This window comes from [Roseibacterium] beibuensis, from assembly GCF_039542305.1.
Classification (GTDB): Bacteria; Pseudomonadota; Alphaproteobacteria; order Rhodobacterales; family Rhodobacteraceae; genus Roseibacterium; species Roseibacterium beibuensis.
This window is the reverse complement of sequence record NZ_BAABHW010000004.1, coordinates 133,426-152,719: the sequence shown is the minus strand read 5'-3', so window position 1 is coordinate 152,719 and position 19,294 is coordinate 133,426. Positions and strand designations below refer to the sequence as shown.

25 protein-coding genes and 1 pseudogene are annotated in these 19,294 nt (G+C 64.5%); 11 read left to right on the top strand and 15 right to left on the bottom strand.

The window, feature by feature from the left end; all coding sequences use genetic code 11:
* Window positions 1–132: 132 nt before the first annotated feature.
* Genes pcaD through ABD923_RS13895 form a run of 4 tightly spaced genes read right to left on the bottom strand, consistent with a single transcriptional unit; the run spans window position 133 to window position 3,633 of the window.
* Complete coding sequence (pcaD, locus tag ABD923_RS13910) at window positions 133–909, bottom strand: 3-oxoadipate enol-lactonase (RefSeq protein ID WP_259549658.1); 777 nt, start codon at window positions 907–909, stop codon at window positions 133–135.
* A complete protein-coding gene (locus ABD923_RS13905; protein WP_259549660.1) occupies window positions 906–1,745 on the bottom strand; it encodes a 3-oxoadipate:acetyl-CoA acetyltransferase in 840 nt (279 codons plus the stop codon). The genes pcaD and ABD923_RS13905 overlap by 4 nt, the downstream gene beginning before the upstream one ends.
* Before the next feature lie 11 nt (window positions 1,746–1,756).
* Window positions 1,757–2,764: a cyclase family protein gene (locus tag ABD923_RS13900; protein WP_259549662.1), complete on the bottom strand. Its 1,008-nt coding sequence runs from the start codon at window positions 2,762–2,764 to the stop codon at window positions 1,757–1,759.
* On the bottom strand, window positions 2,761–3,633 hold the full coding sequence (locus ABD923_RS13895; protein WP_259549664.1) for a 3-hydroxyacyl-CoA dehydrogenase NAD-binding domain-containing protein: 873 nt from the start codon (window positions 3,631–3,633) through the stop codon (window positions 2,761–2,763). Before ABD923_RS13895 ends, ABD923_RS13900 begins: the two co-directional genes overlap by 4 nt.
* 88 nt (window positions 3,634–3,721) lie before the next feature.
* Between ABD923_RS13895 and ABD923_RS13890 the strand changes: the two genes are divergently transcribed.
* Genes ABD923_RS13890 through ABD923_RS13875 form a run of 4 tightly spaced genes read left to right on the top strand, consistent with a single transcriptional unit; the run spans window position 3,722 to window position 6,368 of the window.
* Window positions 3,722–5,050: a short-chain fatty acid transporter gene (locus ABD923_RS13890; RefSeq protein WP_259549666.1), complete on the top strand. Its 1,329-nt coding sequence runs from the start codon at window positions 3,722–3,724 to the stop codon at window positions 5,048–5,050.
* Window positions 5,051–5,069: 19 nt separating this feature from the next.
* Window positions 5,070–5,366: a YciI family protein gene (locus tag ABD923_RS13885; protein WP_345229512.1), complete on the top strand. Its 297-nt coding sequence runs from the start codon at window positions 5,070–5,072 to the stop codon at window positions 5,364–5,366.
* A 5-nt stretch (window positions 5,367–5,371) separates the two neighbouring features.
* The gene (catC, locus tag ABD923_RS13880) at window positions 5,372–5,662 is read left to right on the top strand and encodes a muconolactone Delta-isomerase (protein WP_259549684.1); all 291 of its coding nucleotides are present in this window, start codon (window positions 5,372–5,374) and stop codon (window positions 5,660–5,662) included.
* Window positions 5,622–6,368, top strand: a complete 747-nt coding sequence (locus tag ABD923_RS13875) for an SDR family NAD(P)-dependent oxidoreductase (RefSeq protein WP_345229511.1) — start codon at window positions 5,622–5,624, stop codon at window positions 6,366–6,368. The genes catC and ABD923_RS13875 overlap by 41 nt, the downstream gene beginning before the upstream one ends.
* Here ABD923_RS13875 and ABD923_RS13870 read toward each other — a convergent pair whose 3' ends face one another.
* On the bottom strand, window positions 6,369–7,280 hold the full coding sequence (locus tag ABD923_RS13870; RefSeq protein ID WP_259549686.1) for a LysR substrate-binding domain-containing protein: 912 nt from the start codon (window positions 7,278–7,280) through the stop codon (window positions 6,369–6,371).
* Window positions 7,273–7,614 carry a hypothetical protein gene (locus tag ABD923_RS13865; protein WP_259549687.1) on the bottom strand — a complete coding sequence of 114 codons (342 nt, stop codon included), beginning with the start codon at window positions 7,612–7,614 and terminating at the stop codon, window positions 7,273–7,275. The genes ABD923_RS13870 and ABD923_RS13865 overlap by 8 nt, the downstream gene beginning before the upstream one ends.
* Window positions 7,615–7,709: 95 nt before the next feature.
* Here ABD923_RS13865 and ABD923_RS13860 point away from each other — a divergent pair.
* A pseudogene (locus ABD923_RS13860) lies at window positions 7,710–7,952 on the top strand (integrase core domain-containing protein); the annotation flags it as partial.
* Window positions 7,953–8,265: 313 nt separating this feature from the next.
* Here ABD923_RS13860 and ABD923_RS13855 read toward each other — a convergent pair.
* Genes ABD923_RS13855 through rsxA form a run of 9 tightly spaced genes read right to left on the bottom strand, consistent with a single transcriptional unit; the run spans window position 8,266 to window position 15,096 of the window.
* On the bottom strand, window positions 8,266–8,586 hold the full coding sequence (locus ABD923_RS13855; protein ID WP_259549688.1) for a hypothetical protein: 321 nt from the start codon (window positions 8,584–8,586) through the stop codon (window positions 8,266–8,268).
* Between the two features lie 14 nt (window positions 8,587–8,600).
* Window positions 8,601–9,656, bottom strand: a complete 1,056-nt coding sequence (locus tag ABD923_RS13850; RefSeq protein ID WP_259549689.1) for an FAD-dependent oxidoreductase — start codon at window positions 9,654–9,656, stop codon at window positions 8,601–8,603.
* 33 nt (window positions 9,657–9,689) lie between these two features.
* The gene (locus ABD923_RS13845; RefSeq protein ID WP_259549690.1) at window positions 9,690–9,947 is read right to left on the bottom strand and encodes an RnfH family protein; all 258 of its coding nucleotides are present in this window, start codon (window positions 9,945–9,947) and stop codon (window positions 9,690–9,692) included.
* Entirely contained in the window at window positions 9,944–10,672 is a 729-nt protein-coding gene (locus ABD923_RS13840) for an electron transport complex subunit E (protein WP_259549691.1), read from the bottom strand. Before ABD923_RS13840 ends, ABD923_RS13845 begins: the two co-directional genes overlap by 4 nt.
* Entirely contained in the window at window positions 10,669–11,316 is a 648-nt protein-coding gene (gene rsxG / locus ABD923_RS13835; RefSeq protein ID WP_259549692.1) for an electron transport complex subunit RsxG, read from the bottom strand. Before rsxG ends, ABD923_RS13840 begins: the two co-directional genes overlap by 4 nt.
* Window positions 11,313–12,374: an RnfABCDGE type electron transport complex subunit D gene (locus ABD923_RS13830; protein ID WP_259549693.1), complete on the bottom strand. Its 1,062-nt coding sequence runs from the start codon at window positions 12,372–12,374 to the stop codon at window positions 11,313–11,315. Before ABD923_RS13830 ends, rsxG begins: the two co-directional genes overlap by 4 nt.
* The gene (gene rsxC / locus ABD923_RS13825; RefSeq protein WP_259549694.1) at window positions 12,371–13,933 is read right to left on the bottom strand and encodes an electron transport complex subunit RsxC; all 1,563 of its coding nucleotides are present in this window, start codon (window positions 13,931–13,933) and stop codon (window positions 12,371–12,373) included. The genes ABD923_RS13830 and rsxC overlap by 4 nt, the downstream gene beginning before the upstream one ends.
* Entirely contained in the window at window positions 13,930–14,496 is a 567-nt protein-coding gene (locus ABD923_RS13820; RefSeq protein ID WP_259549695.1) for an RnfABCDGE type electron transport complex subunit B, read from the bottom strand. Before ABD923_RS13820 ends, rsxC begins: the two co-directional genes overlap by 4 nt.
* Before the next feature lie 18 nt (window positions 14,497–14,514).
* Window positions 14,515–15,096, bottom strand: a complete 582-nt coding sequence (rsxA, locus tag ABD923_RS13815; RefSeq protein WP_259549696.1) for an electron transport complex subunit RsxA — start codon at window positions 15,094–15,096, stop codon at window positions 14,515–14,517.
* Window positions 15,097–15,374: 278 nt separating this feature from the next.
* Between rsxA and ABD923_RS13810 the strand changes: the two genes are divergently transcribed.
* The 6 genes from ABD923_RS13810 (at window position 15,375) to ABD923_RS13785 (ending at window position 19,285) form a co-directional block, all read left to right on the top strand.
* A complete protein-coding gene (locus tag ABD923_RS13810; RefSeq protein ID WP_259549697.1) occupies window positions 15,375–16,670 on the top strand; it encodes an FprA family A-type flavoprotein in 1,296 nt (431 codons plus the stop codon).
* 26 nt (window positions 16,671–16,696) lie between these two features.
* Complete coding sequence (locus ABD923_RS13805; RefSeq protein ID WP_259549698.1) at window positions 16,697–16,984, top strand: 2Fe-2S iron-sulfur cluster-binding protein; 288 nt, start codon at window positions 16,697–16,699, stop codon at window positions 16,982–16,984.
* A gap of 50 nt (window positions 16,985–17,034) precedes the next feature.
* Window positions 17,035–17,235, top strand: a complete 201-nt coding sequence (locus ABD923_RS13800) for a 4Fe-4S binding protein (protein WP_259549699.1) — start codon at window positions 17,035–17,037, stop codon at window positions 17,233–17,235.
* On the top strand, window positions 17,232–17,711 hold the full coding sequence (locus ABD923_RS13795; protein WP_259549700.1) for a SoxR reducing system RseC family protein: 480 nt from the start codon (window positions 17,232–17,234) through the stop codon (window positions 17,709–17,711). The genes ABD923_RS13800 and ABD923_RS13795 overlap by 4 nt, the downstream gene beginning before the upstream one ends.
* Window positions 17,708–18,799 carry an FAD:protein FMN transferase gene (locus tag ABD923_RS13790; protein WP_259549702.1) on the top strand — a complete coding sequence of 364 codons (1,092 nt, stop codon included), beginning with the start codon at window positions 17,708–17,710 and terminating at the stop codon, window positions 18,797–18,799. Before ABD923_RS13795 ends, ABD923_RS13790 begins: the two co-directional genes overlap by 4 nt.
* A 114-nt stretch (window positions 18,800–18,913) precedes the next feature.
* A complete protein-coding gene (locus ABD923_RS13785) occupies window positions 18,914–19,285 on the top strand; it encodes a 2Fe-2S iron-sulfur cluster-binding protein (RefSeq protein WP_259549705.1) in 372 nt (123 codons plus the stop codon).
* The last annotated feature ends 9 nt before the right edge of the window (window positions 19,286–19,294 follow it).

Sequence of the window (19,294 nt, the reverse complement as noted above, 5' to 3'; positions counted from 1 at the left end):
AGTGGCGTGCATGTCGAGCGTTTCGCATCGCAGGGGGCGTTGCTCCGAAACTGGCTCGCAGCGCAAGACGCCCGGTTCCGAAACAAGATATAAGGCGCTGACGGCCCCGCTCACGCCTTTGATCTGGTGAGGTCAGGTGCGCTCGGCAAGGTCAATCAGGGCCGCAGCGACCTCCGAAGGCGTCTCGATGCAAGGCAGATGTCCTGCGCCCGATATTTCGGTAAGCGTGGCCCGCGGGAGGGTGTTGGCGAAATCGGCGACCAGCTCCGGGGGCGTGGCCTGATCGTCGGACCCGGAGATACAGATCACGGGCACATCGATGCGGTTCGACTTGTCCCGGAGATCGGTATCCCGGATGGCCCGGCAAGCAGCGGCATATCCCTCGGCAGGAGTTCGGGCCAGCATCGCACGATACCCCTGAGTGTCGTCCGGGCGGCCTGACCGGAAGCCCTCGGAGAACCATCTTTCGAGAACGCCGTCGGCCATTGCGTCGAGGCCGACCTTGTTCAGCAGGTCGAGCCGGGCCTGCCAGCTCTCTGCATCACCGATTTTCGCCGCGGTGTTTGACAGAAGCAGAGATCGCACGAGGTCCGGCCGCATGTGAAAGAGCCGCTGGGCGATCATGCCACCGATGGAGACACCGCAAACAAGGGCCGGGCCGATACCGTAGTGATCCATCAGGCCGGCAACATCGGACGCATAGACATCCATGCACGCGTCAGCCTCCTGCGATAGACCGTGACCCCGGTTGTCCATCTGCAGGATCGTCCAGTCATCCGGAAGCTCGGACACCACGTCGTCCCAGATGCGGAGATCTGTCCCGAGAGAGTTGAGCAAGACCACGGCGAAATCGCCTCGGCGTCGAATGCGGTGATGGATGACGGCGCCGTTTACGTTCAGAAAGGTCATGCGGCCTCCTTGAGCCCGAGGATTTGGCGCGCCTGCATCGCAGTGGCGACCGGACGCTCGTGGGCGTGGCACATGTCTACGGCGCGTGCGACGAGGGCGGCGTTTGACGGCGCGAGAGTGTTCCGGTCGAGACGGATGTTGTCCTCGAGGCCGGTGCGCAGATGGCCGCCCGCTTCGGCTGCCCAGGCATTAAGCTCGATCTGGTGCCGTCCGATGCCCGCGGCGCACCACGGGATGTCGCCGAAGAGGCGCTTCACGGTATGCACGTAGTAGTCGAAGACGTCCCGGTCCGCAGGCATGGCGTTCTTCACGCCCATGACGAACTGGATGTAGGGCGGCGAGACCAGTTCGCCGCGATCGACCATCGCCTTGGCTTGCAGGATGTGGCTGAGATCGAATGCTTCGATCTCCGGTTTGACGCCGTAGTTGCGCATTTCCCCGGCAAGCCAAGACACGAGATCCGGCGGGTTTTCGTAGACGCGGGTCGGAAAGTTGTTCGAACCCACGGACAGGGATGCCATGTCCGGCGCGAGCGGTAGCATGCCGCCGCGGGCGCGACCGGCACCGGACCGGCCGCCGGTCGAGAACTGGATAATCATGCCTGGACAGTGTTTTTCCAATCCGTCCTTGAGGCGTGCGAAGAGATCCGGATCGGACGACGGGGTCTCGTCGTAGTTCCTGACGTGGGCGTGACAGATGGAGGCCCCCGCTTCGAAGGCGGCATGTGTGCTTTCGACCTGTTCCTCGATCGAAACGGGGACGGCAGGGTTGTCGCTTTTCCGTGGCAGGGATCCGGTGATGGCAACGCAGATGATTGCAGGTTGGCTGCTGGGCATGGAATGCCTCCTCAGAGCGTCGCGATGGGCGTGACGGGGGATCCCAGTGCACCGGGAAGTCGAAGGGGCGGGGCCGTAAGCAGGAACTCGCGCCGCCCGAGGGCATCGAGAGATGTCGCGAGATCCTTGAGATACCAGAGCTCGGCGAGGGGGAGGCCAAGCTTGAACAGGCAGTGGTGATGCAAGGGGAGCTTCAAGGTCGCCCCAGCCGGCGGGTGAGGATTCTCGACGGCGTAGTTGTCGGCGCAGAGGGCGGCGATGCCGCTGTCGGTGATCCACTGGAGCAGCTTCGGATCATGGCCATCGAGCACGGCGCCCGTCTTGTCGAGCTGGTCGACATCCGGTTTTCCGTTCATCTCCATGACGCGCTCGGAGAACCCCGTTCGCAGAACCACCATGTCGCCCCGTTCGATGCGCACGCCAGTGGTCTCGAGGGCCTTCTGCAGTTTGTCGTATCCGACTAGGGTGCGCTCCATCCCGAAAACCGACGCGAGGTCGACGAGAACGGCCCGACCCTGGACGCCGTGAGATGCCAGGGTCTCGATGCCGAGACGATTTGCCTTCGAAGCTTCGCCTTCACGCCCGGGTCCCTGGACATCCGTCTCGGCGCGATGACCATTGTAATAGACCTTTTCGGGCGTGCCATCTCCGTCGGCGTCGAAAAGCGCGCCCACATGCGCCAGGGAATCCCACTGGGTCGAATACTGGGTGTAGAGGATCACACGGTCATCGCTGATGACATCGCGGAGGTCGGGATCGAGGTTGGCCAGCGGAAAGTTCACGTATTGGCTGCCGTCAAGCTCCGTCGGCGCCAGCTTCGGCGGGTATCTGCGTGGATTGAGGAGATTGCCACCGGGAAGATCGAGCGGCAGCGAGAGGCATAGTGTTTGCCCTTCCGTCACGGTCGCAATGCCGGCCCGGACCTGCTCCGGCCCGACGAGGTTCATGCGACCAAGTTCGTCATCCTCGCCGAAATCTCCCCAGTTCGAGCCTTCCGGCCTTTGTGTCCAGCGTTTCATGTCTCGCTCTCCCCTGCATAGGCCTCGACCGCCGCGAGCACTGCACGCAGCGCGTTTTCATCCGCCTTTTCACCTTGGCCATCGGGCCAGTCGTAGAAGCCGTGTCCGGATCGCCTACCCAGCCGACCCTCCTCCACCAAGCGTACGAGGACCGGGGACGGCGAAGTGCCCGATGCCAAGTCCGGGTAGAGGTAGCGTGATATTTTCAGATGCGTATCGAGGCCATTGAGGTCGCGCTGCCGGAACGGACCCGACGCCGCCATCCGGACCCCGATCGACCATCTGACGATTTCATCGATATCGGCGGGCTCTGCCACGCCGGTTTCCACGAGGTGAAAGCATTCGCGCATGATGGCATGCTGGATGCGATTGGCGATAAATCCGGGAACCTCCCGGGACAGGCGCGCAGGCCTCTTGCCCAGAGACCGCAGCAGGCTCATGACCGTTTCGGTGAAGTCTTCCGTGGCTTCCGGCGCAGTGACGACCTCGACCGCGGGAATCACGTCTCCGGGATTGAAGAAGTGAGCGATCGCCGCGCGGATCGGGGCGGACATCTCGGACGATATGTCCGAAAGTGACAGGCCCGAGGTGTTCGACAAGACGGGGGCGTCCCGGGCAACCTTGTCTTCGATTTGCCGAAGGACCCGGCGCTTCAAGGCCGCCTCTTCGGGAACGCATTCCACGGCAACATCCGCGTCGCATGCCTCTTTGAGGTCAGGCAGGATCGCTACGCCCCGGAGATTTTCCCGCAGCTTCGCGCCGTGGTCCGCATTCGGCTCAATCAGCTGAACAGACCAATTTTTCGATGCGAACAGTCGAGCAATTGACGCCCCCATCGTGCCGCCCCCGACGATGATGACCTTAGACATCTCAACTCTCCCCAACATTTCGTATTTGATTATCACACAGACCCGGTGATAAGCAAACGGCAAGTTTTGGATTCAAGGGAGGATCACGATGAACGGACTTGCCAACTTCTTCACACGGCTTGTCGGGCGCTATCTGCCGGACCCGCTTGTGATTGCCGTAGGCCTCACATTCCTCACCATCGGGCTTGCGATGGCGGTTGAGGGCACCGGCTTCATGGAGACAACCGTTTACTGGGGCGAGAGCTTCTGGAACCTGCTCGCCTTCTCCATGCAGATGACGGTCATTCTTCTGGCCGGGTATCTTCTTGCAAAGTCGCCGCCAGTTAATGCGGTTCTTGTGAAGCTGGTCTCGAAGGTCGAGAAACCGGCAACGGCCGTGATTGTCGCGACGCTTGTCGGCGCGATCGGCAGTTGGCTCAACTGGGGCTTCGGCCTGGTGATCGGCACTCTGGTCGCCCGAGAACTCGGTCAGCGTGTCAAAGGTCTTCACTACCCGCTGGTCATTGCGGCCGCTTATTCCGGCTTTGCGCTTTACGGCATTGGCCTGTCCGGATCGGTTCCCCTTCTGATCGCGACCGAAGGACATTTCCTTCAGGATGAAATCGGCATCGTGCCGATCAGCGAGACCATTCTGTCGCCGGTTCTTCTGATCACCAGTCTGATCATTGTCGTGACACTGCCATTCTTCAATGCCTGGCTGCATCCCAAGGATGCCTCCGAGGTAATCGAGGCAAAGCGCGATACGACCTCGGAGGCAGCAAAGGCGGCTGGTGAGGCTGTGCGCTCGGTGGCGGATCGCATGAATGCGAGCCCGGTCGTGGGTGTCGCCATCGGCGCCCTCGGGCTTCTGTATGCGGCGAACCACTTTTTCGCCGGCGGCTCGCTGAACCTCAACATCATCAATACCGTCTTCGTCTTCCTGGGGATTCTGCTCTTCGCGTCGCCCGCCAAGTATCTGACGGCGCTGAGCGAAGGTGTGACGATCGTGGCAGGGATCATCATCCAGTATCCGTTCTACGCCGGCATTCTTGGTGTTCTGACCGGATCTGGCCTGCTCGTGACCTTCGCGCAGATGTTCGTCAGCATCTCCACGCCGGAAACTCTGCCGATCTGGTCGTTCCTGTCGGGTGGCCTGATCAATCTCCTTGCGCCGTCGGGTGGTGGCCAGTGGGCCATTCAGGGACCGGTCATGATGGGAGCCGCTCAGGAAATCGGCGCCTCGATCCCGGCCACAGCGCTCGCGGTTCAGATCGGCGACCAGTGGACGAACATGGTTCAGCCGTTCTGGATCTTGCCGGTTCTGGCGATCTCGGGCCTGCGCCTGCGCGACGTGATGGGGTACCTGGTCCTGATCCTGATCTATCTCGGCCTCATTTTCGGAGCGGCGGTGATGCTCTGGGGCTTGCTCGGCGCCTAAGCGAAAGGGGGGGCATCTCATGCCATACATGATCGAAACCTGGGACAAGGATGGTCACCACGACCTTCGCCTGGAGGTGAGAGATCGCCACCTCGCCTACCTCGACGCTCATGAGCAGAGCTTGCTGGCCTGTGGCGCCAAGCTTTCCGATGACGGGTCGTTCGCGTCCGGCGGACTCTACCTGCTCGACGTCGATGACAGGGATGAAGCCCAATCTTTCATCCAGAACGATCCGTTTCATGAAGCGGGTCTCTTTCAGCGGGTCGAGGTGACCCGCTGGCGCAAAGCCTATCTGGCGGGAAAACGGGAGATCTAAGGTCCATGCTGTTTCAAGTGGAAATGACCGTGAACTTGCCGGTCGACATGCCGGAGCGCGCGGCGGCGGACATCAAGGCAAAGGAAAAGGCCTACGCGCAGGAGATCCAGAATGCGGGTGAGTGGCGCCATATCTGGCGCGTCGCCGGGACGTATTCCAACCTCTCCATATTCGACGTGAAGGACATCGACAGACTGCACGAGATCCTTTCCGGCTTGCCGCTATTTCCTTACATGGCTATCGCGGTGAAACCGCTTGTGCGCCATCCATCGTCGGTTCGCGCTGATGACAGCTGAGCGGAGCGCGATCGTCACCGGGGGCGCCCGGAATATCGGTCTGGGGATTTCCAAGCGACTGATGGCGGATGGATGGCGGGTGCATGTGCTCGACATCGAAGATCCCCACGACAGTGATCTGGCGGCAGATGCAAGACGGGTCGATCTGGGCGACGCGTCTGCGACGCGTGCGGCTGTCGACGAGATTGCCGCCAAGACCCCGGTGACATGTCTGGTCAACAACGTTGGTATCGTGCGTCCGGCCTCCATCGAGAACCTCGACATCGAGGAGTTCGACGAGGTCATGCACGTCAACGTGCGAAGCGCGCTTGCCGCAGCGCGCGGCGCCATCGATGGGATGAAGCGCGCCGGCCGTGGCCGGATCATCATGAACACCAGTCGCGTGACCAAGGGAAAGATCGACCGGTCGCTTTACTCGGCCAGCAAGGGTGCGCTGCAATCCATGGCCAGAACATGGGCACTCGAGCTTGCAGGACACGGGATTACCGTGAACTGCGTGGCGCCCGGTCCCATCGCCACCTCTGCTTTCTGGAAGAACAATCCCGAAGGCGCACCAGAGACCCGGCGTATAATCGATGCGATCCCGGTTGGCCGGATGGGCGCACCGGATGATGTCGCTCAGGCGGTATCGTTCTTCGCCGACGATCGCAGCGATTTCATTACCGGTCAGACAGTGTTCGTTTGCGGCGGTACGACCGTCGGCTGATCAATCGGGCACCGTTTCGAGAAACCGCTTCAAGGCTGGGTTGGTCGGCTTGTCGAGATAGGCCAGGCCAATCCGGCTTTTGATTTTCGCATCCGAAATGTGGACGAAGTTCACCCCTGTGTCGTTCATGAGGGCGGCGGACGCAGGAACAAAGGCGACACCGAGGCCGGCGGATACGAAGCTGATGATGGCCGTGAATTGCCGCGCATGATGCACGATATTCGGGGCAAATCCGGCATCCGCACAGAGCTTGTAAGCACATGCCGCGAAGCCAATGTCGGGTCCGAGATGCGTGAATATGAATCTCTCGTCAGAAAGGTCCGACATTTTGACCGCCTTACGGCTGGCAAGCTTGTGCGACGAGGGAACAGCAAGAAGGATCTCTTCTTCGAGAACAGACACAGTTCTGACGTCATCCGGCGTGTCCGGAACCGGCAGGCGCACGAACCCGGTATCCATGCGGCCCGCCTGGATCTCCTGGATCTGAAGGTCCATGTCGAGTTCCTGAAGCACCAGATCGACATCGGGCGCACCTTCCCTGAAGGTTCTGAGGATGCGGCTCAATATGCCTGCGTAGGAGGCGGATCCGATGTAGCCGATTTTCAGGCGCCCTCCCCGCCCTTCCGCCATCAATCGAGCGACGCTTTCGACACGGCTCGCCTGCCGAAGTAGGGCGCGCGCTTCAGGCAAGATGGCAGATCCGAACTCGGTAAGAAGAACCCTTCGCCTGTTCCGATCGAAGAGCAACTCGCCTCCAAACACCTCCTCGAGAAGCTTGAGTTGCTGTGTCAGCGCTGGCTGGGCCACTCCAAGGCGTTCAGCGGCGCGCCCGAAATGAAGTTCGTCCGCGATGGCAACGAAGAATTCGTATTGGCGGAGTGTGGGGCGCTGTTTTTGTGGAGTATCAGCCATTATCAGTGTCGGACGCTTTGAACATTGAGTAATAAATATCGCGGATTTTCGGTGATAAACAATACTTATTACCGGGCGACGATTTGCTTGGCGATAGGTGGTTCACGGCGCCGTTTTCGCTTTCGCTGAAATAACCGGCGCCGAGTCGGCGGTTCTTTCCATTCAGCGCGGCAACGCGCCCATCTCCTTCGTAAATTCGGATAGCTCGATCATCAGCCCGAAGGGGTATGGGAAAGGGGCGCTCCAAGGACTGCGCGACGTGCTTGGCAGCCAGGATCGCGCACAGGTCCACATGTGATGCGGTTCGAATAATACCTTCGTGCAGGTTTTCCACGCAATGGAACTGATTGAGGCGTCCGCAGGCCCTGGCCACGCCATCGTCGTGTGTTTCGTGCCGAACGGCTTTGATGCTGTAGCCATCCCCCCCGCCGGCGGCATCAGACTCTGAAGAACCGGATCCTTCTCGAGAACGCCTACCTGCCCGGTGCGCTGGAGGATGCCATCGCCGGCTTCGTCGAGCACTACAATCACCGGCGCTACCACGAGAGCCCCGGAAACCTCACACCGGCCGACGTCTGGTTCGGCAGGGCCGAGACAACCCTCAGGAAGCGAAAGGAGATCAAAGCACAGACCATCGAAAAGCGCCGCTCGCTGCATCGTCAGTCCCCGGCACAGGCTGCAACAGCAAAGGGCCAGAGCCTCCGCTCATCATGTGGCCCGCATGTTCCAGTTCATCTGACTATGGACAGTCCGTGCGTCCTGGTTCTGCTGCACTAGCTCGCGCTTCGCCGCATCAACCGCGGGGGCAGATCGTTGGCCTCGTCGTTTTCGAGCGAGGCTTCGTAGGCGATGGCGCGCCCGTCCAGCTTGAGGCGGCGCAGCTCCATTTACATCAGCAAAGGCATGCTCTCGCGCCCGAGATTACGCGCACTTTCTCCGCGCAACACCGCGCCTAAGTGGCGGGCCTCAACGGGATCCCGCGTCTTCAGGTTGATCTGAATATCGGGGCTCCAGCGCGCGTTACCACAAGATGCCGGACAAAGCCCTGCTCTTGGATCCTGTCGAAGACATCGAAGCTCGGCTGCGCACCCGGTTGCCAGACCCGCCCAATCTCGACGGAGCAGGTCACGGGCGTGGATGGAAAGACAGGCAGGTCGACGTCGCATATACGCCGGTTCTGGATCTCATCGAAAGTACGGTGGGCAATCTCCCTGAAACGCTGAAAATCGCCTTGGCGCCGGATGATGCTTGCGCGGTGGGTGTCGCTGCTGATCTCCCAAATCGAGGCGTCGGTTTCGACCGTCACATGGCGGAGACCCGTCAGGCGATACCAAACCCTGTCCGCGCCCCGTTTTCCAAAGCCACGGATGCCGAATGGAGTGCGGCTTGCCTGGTTCGGACAGCGTCCGCACGTGCATCGCCAAGGATCACCGCCCCGTCCCTGAGGGTCGAGCGGCCCTGAGCATCACAGGGGCACCAGCCGCTCGCATCCGCAAGTCCGCCGATCAGGGCGATGTGTCCAGCAGAGCGGGGGGGGACGAAATTGACGACATCGGCCTGCAACACGCCACCCGAGGTCTCGATCATCCCGTTGGGCGCATCCAGGTGCAGCACGCGGCCCCCGGTTCTGGCCGTGTGCCAATCCACCCTTGCGCGGATGCCTTGCGAGGCGGCGCGGGCTTCGTAGGCCTCTGCTAGGCTGGCCTGTGCGCTTTCCAACACGCTCAACCGTGCCGAGGGGCGGTGGTGGTCGATCCAAGCGGCAAGCTCCAGCGCGCGGCCAAGGGCGGCCTCGGGGTGGCTGAGATCGGCGGGCAGGCGCAGCACGACATGGCCGGCATCTGGCAGGGCGCCAAGCGCGGCCGACAGGCGCGCCGACTCGCGCGGGCTGCCCCATGCGGCGGGCCAACGATGCTGCGCGGCGGCATCGAGGCCGGGAATGTCCTCGGGAACCGGGGCCGTGCCGGGGGCCAGCATCAGCGTGTCGAAGGCCAGCGAGCGGCCGCTGAACAGCGCCAGCCGCGCGGCGCGCCAGTCGATTTCGGTGGCCTCGTCGAGCATCACCTCGACCCCGGCGTCGCGCAGCGTGTCGAGCGTGATGCCCGCGCGGGGCGCGGTAAACGCCGACCGGGGCGCGGTAAACGCCGACCGGGGCGCGGGGGCCAGCCGGGTCGGGTCGCGTTCGACCAATACCACCGCGTCGCCGGGCCGCGCGCGCTTCAGGGCCAATGCGCAGGCCCCCCCGGCGGGGCCACCGCCCAGAACCAGCGTGCGATGCGGGCCCGCCGTCAAAGTACTGGCATAGCCCGTGGCCGCAGTGGCGGTGGCCCCGGCAAGAAGAGTGCGGGTGAAGTGGCGGCGGCTCAGGGATTGCATGGCGGGACTCCGTCTTGGGGGAGGGGACAGGCGTCAGGATTTCTTTTCCAACAGCTCGGCTTCGGGGTGGATCGGGCGATAGACCTCGACGCGGTCGCCCTCTTTCACCGGCTTGTCGAGCTTGGCGATGGACCCGAAGATGCCGACCTTGTTGCTGGCAAGGTCGATCTCGGGGAATTGGTCGAGCAGGCCTGAGCGCTCGATCACGTCGCGCACGGTCGCGCCCTCGGGCACTTCGAGGTTGCGCCAGACCTGCACGGTGGCCTTGCCATAGGCGATGCCGACATTCATGGTGCGTCTCCGGCCTCGGGGCGCGGGGTCAGCACGCCGGCGGCGGTGAACACCTTTTCGGTGCCGGCCTGGGGCGCGGCAACATCCGTGCGGCGGCGGTCGAGCACCGATTTCAGCGCCAGCAAAAGGCCCATCACGATGAACCCGCCCGGCGGCAGGATCAGCAGCAGAAACCCGTGGTAATCGGGAAACACCGTTATTTCGAGAAAGCCGAAGCCCGGCCCCAGCAGGACCGAAGCATTGGCGAACACTGTGCCCGAGCCGAACAGCTCGCGCAGCGCGCCAAGGGCGACCAGTGCAAGGGTGAACCCCACCCCCATCATCAGCCCGTCAAAGGCGGACGTCAGCGGTGCCTGCCGCGAGGCAAACGCCTCGGCCCGGCCGAGGATGGCGCAATTGGTGACGATCAGCGGGATGAACAGGCCCAGCACGCCATGCAGATCATGCGCCCAGGCGTTCAGGACCATGTCCACCACCGTGACGATGCAGGCGATGATGAGCACGAAGGCCGGAATGCGGATTTCCGGCGTGATTACGCCGCGCAAGACCGACACCGCCAGCCCCGAAGCGACCATCACGGCCGTCGTGGCCAGCCCCATGCCCAACCCGTTCGTTGCCGTGCCGGTCACCGCCAACAGCGGGCACAGCGCCAGCAATTGTGCAAAAACGACGTTCTGATCCCACAGCCCGTTGCGGGCGATCTTCCCATACTCGGTCTGCATCATTCCGTCTCCTCGGATAGGGGGGCAAGCAGGGCCGCGCGGTTGCGCTGAAACAGCATCAACCCGCGATGCACGGTGTCGACAACGGCGCGCGGCGTGATGGTCGCGCCCGAGAACTGGTCGAACACGCCGCCATCGCGGCGCACGCGCCAGCCCTGCTCGGTCGGGTCGGTCAGTGAACGGCCGGTAAAGCTGTCGATCCAGTCGCTCTTGCGCGCCTCGATGCGGTCGCCGAGCCCCGGCGTTTCGCTATGCGACAGCACCCGCACCCCCATCAGCGTGCCGTCGGGCGCGATGCCGATCAGCACCCGGATTGCGCCGGAATAGCCGGTGCCGGTCAATTCAAACGCCACGCCCGTGATCGTGCGCCCCTCGGTCGCGAGGTAGACGGGCACCTCCCCCTCGACCGCGTCGGACAGGGTGCGGAGCTGGGTGGCGGGGTCATTGTCATGGATCTGCGGCGGGATCACCTGCGCCAGCGAGGCCAGCAGATCCTCGGCGGCGCGCGCGGCGATGGGGCCGCGCGTCACCGCGTCCGAGGTCGACAGGATCACCGCGCTGGCCAGCGAGAATGCCGCCAGCAGCAGGCCATGCGCCAGCGGCGATTGGCGGAATGCGGCAAGGCGAGGCGGGGGCGTGTCGCTCATGGCTTGCCCCCCAGCGGCAGCGGTTTGCCCGCACGGGTGCGGCCAAAGACGCGCGGGCGAATATAGGCGTCGATCAGCGGCGTGCAGGCATTCATCAACAGCACCGCAAAGGCCACGCCTTCGGGAAAGGCACCCCAACTGCGGATCACGAAGATCAGCGCGCCGATCCCGATGCCGTAGATTGCCTTGCCCATCGCCGTGACCGGCGAGGTGACGTAATCGGTCGCGATGAAGAAGGCGCAGAACATCGCCGAGCCCGAGGTCAGGTGCAGCATCGGCGGCGGAAACTGTGCAGGATCGATCAGCCATGCCGCGCCCGACAGGGCAAAAAGCGACCCGAGGACCGCGAGCGGCGTGACCACTGTGATGATCCGCAACAGGATCAGCAGCAGACCGCCGCCCAACAGCAGCACCGCGCTGGTTTCGCCAAGGCTGCCGGGGATGTGGCCCATGGCATGCGCGTTCACATCGCCCAGCTCTTGCAGGATCACGTCCATCGGCTGGCCCGCATCCAGCGCGCTTTGCAGATGGCCAAGGGTCGAGGCGCTGCTGACCGCGTCGAAGGGCGCCGTGCCGCCAAAGGTGATCGCCAACGCCTGCGCGATGTCCGGCCCGGCCGCGCCCATCGGGGCGACCCAGAGTGTCATCTGCACCGGCAGCGCCACCAGCAGCATGGCGCGCGCCACCATCGCGGGGTTGAAGAGATTCTGCCCCAACCCGCCGAAGACATGTTTGCCCAAGGTAATCGCGATGCCCGCGCCAAGGACGCCCACCCACCACGGCGCCCAGGGCGGCAGGGTCAGGGCCACGATCCAACCCGACAGCAGCGCCGAGCCGTCGGTGGCAAAACGCAGGATGGGGCGACCCGCCAGCGCAAGGCACAGAACCTCGAATGCCAGCGCCGAGACGATGGTGACCGCGAACAGAAACACCGCCGGCCAGCCGAATTGCACGAGGCCGAAGGCTGTGGCCGGCGACAGGCAGGCCATGACCGCGACCATCGTGCGCGGCACGTTGAACATCGAATGGGTGTGCGGGCCGCTGACAAGGATGCTCATTTCACGGCCTCGTTGGTCGCAGGCGTGGATGTTCGGGCGGTATCTGTCGCCTCGGCCTCGGCCTTGGCGGCAGGTTCACGGGCCTTCTTGGCCGCCATTTCGGCCTTGCGCTTGGCCATGGCGGCGCGCTTGGCGGCGGCGATTGCCGCTTCTCGGGCCTTGCGGGCCTCGGCCAGGCGTTTGGTCTGTTGCTGCTGGTGCTTGCGACTTTCCTTTTCGGCCAGCTTGCCCTTGGCGAACCCAAAGGTCTGCACCAGCGGGATTGTCGAAGGACAATTGTAGGAACAACACCCGCATGAGATGCAATCGAGCAGCCCGACCGCCGCCGCGCCCTCCAGATCGCCGGCCTGGATCTTCTGGTTCATCTCGAACGGTGTCAGACCCATCGGGCAGACCTGCACACAGGATCCGCAGCGGATGCAGGGCATTGGATCTTTCTGGCGCGTCTCGGACCGGGTCAGGGCAAGGATGCCATTGGTGCCCTTGACCACGGGCACCCGCAGGTTCCGGATCGGCTGGCCCATCATCGGCCCGCCCAGCAGCAGGCGGTCGGGCGTGCCGTCGAGCCCGCCGCAATGGGCGAGGATGTCGGCCACCGGCGTACCGATCAGCACCCGGAGATTGGCAGGCCGCCTCACCGCCCGCCCCGAGACGGTGACGACGCGGCTGATCAGCGGCTCGCCATAACGCACGGCCAGATGCACGGCATGGGCGGTGGCAGCGTTGTGCACGACGATGCCCAATTCGGCGGTCAGGGCGCGGGCCGGTGTTTCCTGCCCGGTCACCGCTTTGACCAGATGCTTTTCCGAGCCCATCGGGTATTGCGCCGGCACCACCTTGATCTGCAGGATCCGGTCCATGACGTGGGTGTGGCGTTGCAGGGCGGCCAGCGCCTCGGGCTTGTTGCCCTCGATGGCGAAGAGGATGTGTTCGACGCCGAGGGCCTTGGCCATGATCGCGGCGCCGTCGGCAACCTCGTCGGCGCGTTCGCGCAGCAGGCGGTCGTCGCAGGTCAGGTAGGGCTCGCATTCGGCGGCGTTGATGATCAGCGTGTGCAGCGGGTACTTGTCGCGCAGGCCTAGTTTGACTGCCGCGGGAAAGGTCGCGCCGCCCATGCCGACGATCCCGGCGGCCGCGACTTGCTGCGCGATCTCCTCGGGGCTGGCGTTCTCTGGGCGCAGGCGGGGCAGGCGCTCGCCCCATTCATCCTTGCCGTCGGGGCGGAGGGTGATCGTGGGTACCGGCAGCCCCGAGGGATGCGGCGCGGTGAAATGGCCCACGGCGATCACCCGCCCCGAGGTCGGCGCGTGGATGTTGGCCGAAACCTGCCCGCGTGCCTTGCCGACCAACTGCCCCTTCAGGACATGATCGTCGCGCTGCACGATCGGCTCGGCCTCGACCCCGATATGCTGTTGCAGAGGCACCCGGATCAGCGGCGGCATTGGCATCGTCTCGATTGCGCAATCGGCGCTGAGGAATTTGCGGGTTTCCGGGTGCACCCCGCCGCGCAAGGCAAAGATCTGCGTCGGGTGCAACAGGGATGCGAGCGAGAAACTCATGCCGCCCCCCCCATGCCGGGCCGATCCGCCGCGGTAGCGGGGTTGTCCCAATACCAGTTGCGCAAGGTGCGCGGCTTGCTGCGGTGGATGATCGCCTCGGTCGGGCAGACCTCGATGCAGGCGTTGCAGCCGATGCAGGCGTCCGTCACCACCGTGTGGATCTGCTTGGACGCGCCGATGATCGCGTCGGTCGGGCAACGCTTGAAGCATCTGGTGCAGCCGGTGCAATGATCCTCGAAGATGAAGGCCACCATCGGTTCGACCTCGACCAGCCCGCCCGATCCGGCGGGGGAAAGGTCGACGCCGGTGATCTCGGCCAGTTGCACCGCCAGGTCGCGGCCGCCCGGCGGGCAGAGCGTCACCGGCACCTCGCCCACGGCCAGTGCCTCGGCGGCGCTGCGGCAACCGGGCAACCCGCATTGGCCGCAATTGGTGCCGGGCATCAATTGTTCGATCTCGTCCACGATAGGCGGGGATTCGACATGGAACCGGCGCGCGGCCACCCCAAGCACCAGCCCAAGGCCAAATCCCATGGCCGACATGGATGCGGCGGCAGTCAGCATGTCCGTGCTCCTTTCGCGTCAGTTCGGGACCAACCCGGCGAACCCCATGAAGGCCATCGACAGCAGCCCCGCCGAGATGAAGGCGATGGGTGCCCCGGCAAAGGGCGCAGGCACGTCAAGCTCGGCCAGTTTTTCCCGCATGCCCGCAAAGATCACGAGCACCAGAGTGAACCCCAGTGCCGAGCCGAAGCCGTAGAGCAGGCTTTGCGCAAACCCTTGCCCCTGTTGGATGTTCAACAGCGCAACCCCCAAAACGGCGCAGTTCGTGGTGATCAGCGGCAGGTAGATGCCGAGCGCGCGGAACAGCCCCGGCGACACTTTGCGCATGACGGTTTCGGTGAACTGCACGATGGCCGCGATCACCAGGATGAAGCTGAGGATGCGTAGATAGCCCAGGTCCAGCGGCACGAGGATCAGCGTCTCGACCAGCCAGCCGGCGGCGGCGGCCAAAGTCAGAACAAAGGTGGTGGCAAAGCCCATGCCAATGGCGGCTTCGACCTTGCGCGAGACGCCCATGAACGGGCATAGCCCGAGGAATTTGACCAGCACCACGTTGTTCACCAGCGCGGTGCCCAGAAGGATCATCAGGAATTCATGCATCTTGCGCCTTTCGTTTATGACAGGCGGTCCCCCGGTGCGGGGCTGGGGGCGTCGCAAAGGACGCAGCAAATCACGTGCCAAGCGGGTCCGGGCTGCGCAGGCAGGGGGGAGGGCGGCTGATGTGCGACCATCTCCGACGTGGGATGTGGGGAACCTGACATTTTGTCGGCCCCCCTGTCCGACGGTGCCGTCGCCCGCCCCGGCCGACACGGTGCGCGCAGGCTGGCACGGTTCTTGCTTCACACGTCCTGACGCCCCCGCGACAGGAGTTCCGCGCCGTGCAGCCCCCCGCCACATTGCCCGTTCAATCCGGCTTGGCACCGCTTGGCCCGGTGCCCGTTGCGGACGGGGTGACATGGATCGGCGCGCTCGACCCCGGTTTGCGCAGCTTCGACGTGACCCTGAGCGCGGCCACCGGCACGACCTACAACGCTTATGCCGTGCGCGGCAGCGACGGCGTTGCCGTGATCGACACCGTGAAGGCCGGGTTCACCGAGGCCTTTCTGTCCAACCTCGAACAGGTCGCGCGCTATGGCGAGATCACCACGCTGGTCCTGAACCATCTGGAGCCGGACCACACCGGCGCCGTGCCCGAATTGCTGCGCCGCGCGCCGCATGTCGAGATCTGCGTCTCGCCGCGCGGCCTGCAACTGGTGCGTGCGCTCCTCAAGGATGAGTTCGACCGCTACCGCATCCGCGACGTGTCGACGGGCGACACGGTGTCATTGGGCGACCGCACGTTGCACTTCCTGACCACGCCCTATGTGCATTGGCCCGATACCCAATGCACCTACGTCGAGGACCAGAATCTTCTGTTCACCTGTGACCTGCTGGGCTGTCACCATTGCGATGCGCGGCTGTTCAACGATGAGGTCGGCGATTGCCGGGCCGCCTTCGACTATTACTTCGACCACATCATGCGCCCCTTCCGGCGCCATGTCGCCGAGGCGCTCGACCTGATCGAGCCGCTTGCGCTCGACCTTATCGCCCCGGCGCATGGCCCGATCCTGCGCACGGATCCGCGCGACTACATCCGCCGCTATCGCGATCTTGTCGCCGCGCGTCCGGCTGCGGATGGGGCCGAAAAGACGCTGCTGATCTTTTACGTCAGCGCCTATGGCGCCACCGCCGAGATGGCCCATGCCGTCCATGCCGGGGCCAGCGAGTCCCCCGGTTTACGCGTCTCGCTCTTTGATCTGCATGACGATGCGGGCCGGTCCTTCCTCGATCTGATCGAAGGGGCCCACGGGCTGGCCTTTGGCACGCCCACGATCAACGGCGACGCGGTGCGCCCGATCTGGGATCTGCTGTCGGGCCTGTCCGAGATCGAGACCAAGGGCAAGCTGGGTGCGGCGTTCGGGTCTTACGGCTGGTCGGGCGAAGCCGTGCGCATGGTCGAGGCGCGGATGCAAGGCCTCAAGATGCGCACCCCGGAAGAGGGGCTGCGCCTCAAGTTGCACCCCACCGCGGACGAACTTGAGACCTGCCGTGAGTTCGGCCGCCGGCTGGCGGCGCATCTGATGGACCGCCCCATCGCGCGCGAAATCGACATGAGCGCGTTGCTGGCGCGATGACCCAACACACCGAAAAGGAGCCCGCGATGACCACCGCGAAACTGACCTTCACCGATGTCGCCCTGACGGTGAACGTGCCCTCTGGCACACGGATCATCGAGATCTCGGAAAAGATCGGGTCCGGCATCACCTATGGCTGCCGCGAAGGCGAATGCGGCACCTGCATGACCCATGTAATCGAGGGGGCCGAGTTCCTGTCGGAGGCCTCGGCGCTGGAAACGCGCGTGCTCAAGGAAAACCTCGCCGGTCGCCATGATCGCCTCGCCTGCCAATGCCAAGTGTTGGGCGGCGCGGTGAAGGTGCGGCCGGGCTGAGCCGCTGACCCCTCGCCCCCAAAGCAAACCAACCGAAAAGGATCTTTCCCATGGCCATGCAAATCGTAGCCGATCTCTGCACCTCTTGCGGGGATTGCGAACCGATCTGTCCGACCGGCGCGATCGTGCCGAAGAAAGGCGTTTTCTTCATCAACGCCGGCACCTGCACCGAATGCGAGCCCGACCATGACCTGCCGCAATGCCTGTCGGTCTGCATGGAGGACGGCTGCATCATCGCGGTCGACGAATGAGCGCCACCCAAGACCTCGAGGACCGGCGCGTCTTGCGCCGGACCTTGCGCGTCGCCTCGGTCGAGGGTGGCGTGATCGAGGTCGAGATCGACCGCGCCTCGGGCTGTGCGGCCTGCGCGGCGCGGGCCGGTTGCGCGACCGGGGCGCTGGCCGAGTTGGCGGCAAGCGCGCCGTTGCGCCTTGCGTTGCCGTCGGGGGCCCGCGTGCAGCCCGGTGACGAAGTCGTCGTCGCGATCCCCGCTGGGGGCTTTCTGGGCGCGGTCAGTGCGGCCTATCTGGTGCCGCCTCTTGTGCTGGTTCTGGCGGTCGGGCTGTTCACGGCGCTGGGCCTGCCGGATCTGGCGGTGGCGGGGCTTTCTCTGCCGGTTTTCGCGCTGTCCTTATGGCCGGTGCGCCGGGTCGAACGGCGCGGTCGGGTTCTGGCGGATCTGTCCATCGTCGACATCTTGCCCAAGGCCACGGGGCAGGGGGCATGACCCGGGCCGTGGCACGGCGTCTGGCGATGGGCGGGCTTTTGGTGCTGGCCGTGCTGGTCACCGGTGCGCTGCGTCTGCCCCGAGACCAGCCGCCGTGGCGCGAGACGCTTTATGTTTTCGGCACCCTCGTCGAGATCGAGATCCGGGGCGAAGACCCTGCCGTGGCGCAGGCGGCCACGGCCGAGGTCGGGCGCATGTTGCAGCAGATGCATGACGATTGGCACGCGTGGCGGCCCGGCATGCTGGGCGATCTGAACACGGCCATTGCAGAGGGCCGCACCTTTGACGTCGACCCGGCGCTGGCCGAGGTGCTGCGCCAAGGGCGGGCGTTGTCCTGCGCCAGTGGCGGCCTGTTCGAGCCTGCGATCGGTGGGCTGATCGCCTTGTGGGGGTTTCATGCCGACACCCCGCCCCACGGCGCGCCGCCCACGCCTGCGGACATCGCGGCCCTGCGCGACCGCGCTCCGCGCATGAGTGATCTGGACATCGACGGCACCCGCATCACGTCGTGCAACCCGGCGGTGCAGCTTGACCTTGGCGGCTTTGCCAAGGGGGCGGCGCTGGACATGGCAGCGGCGGCGCTGGCGGCGCAGGGTATCCAGAACGCGGTGCTGAACGCGGGCGGCGACGTGAACGTGATGGGTGCCCACGGCGCGCGGCCTTGGCGCGTGGCGATCCGCGATCCCTTTGCCTGGGGTGCTGTGGCCGCCGTGTCGCTGCAACCGGGCGAGGTGCTTTTTACTTCGGGCAACTACGAGCGCTATTTCGACCATGACGGCCAGCGCTTTGCCCATATCCTCGACCCGCGAAGCGGCGCGCCGGTGTCCGATATCGTGTCGGTCTCGGTGCTGGATACCAATGGTGCGCGGGCGGATGCGGCGGCCACGGCGCTCAGCGTGGCAGGTCGGGACGACTGGCCAAGGGTCGCGCGCGACATGGGCGTCGTCTCGGTCATGATGATCGCGGATGACGGCGAGATCATGCTGTCGCCCGCCATGGCGGCACGGCTGGACCGGCTGGGCGATACGCGCCCGGTTCGGGTCGTGGCGCTGCCCGACCCGCGTCCGCTGGATTGCGCGGCGCCCTAAGCCCTGCGCCTGTCCCGACCGCATCCTTGGCATGGCCCTTGCTTCGACCGTCATGCGGGCCCCACGCGCCCCGCATCCCGATTTCACGAACTGGTCCGAAAGGGATCTCACATCATGGCAAACATCACCTTCCAATCCCCGATCATGCAAAAGGCGAAAACGGTCTACGCCGTCGCCGGGAACACCAAGACGATCCTCGCGTTGGCCGAGGAACACAAGATCCCGATCCCGTTCGAATGCGGCGATGGTGATTGCGGGTCGTGCCTGATCGAGGTCAGCACGCTGGATGACAAGCCCAAGATGGGCATGGCCCTGACCGAAAAGGAAAAGGCCCGCCTGAAAGAGCTGCAAAAGATCACCCCCCAAGAGATCGAGAATGCCGAGACCAGCGATATCCCGCCGCGCTATCGGTTGGCCTGCCAATACATCGCCCGCGACGAAGACGTGATCGTGCGCTTTTCCGGAACGCCCGGCGGCTCGTCCTGAGCCCCGCGC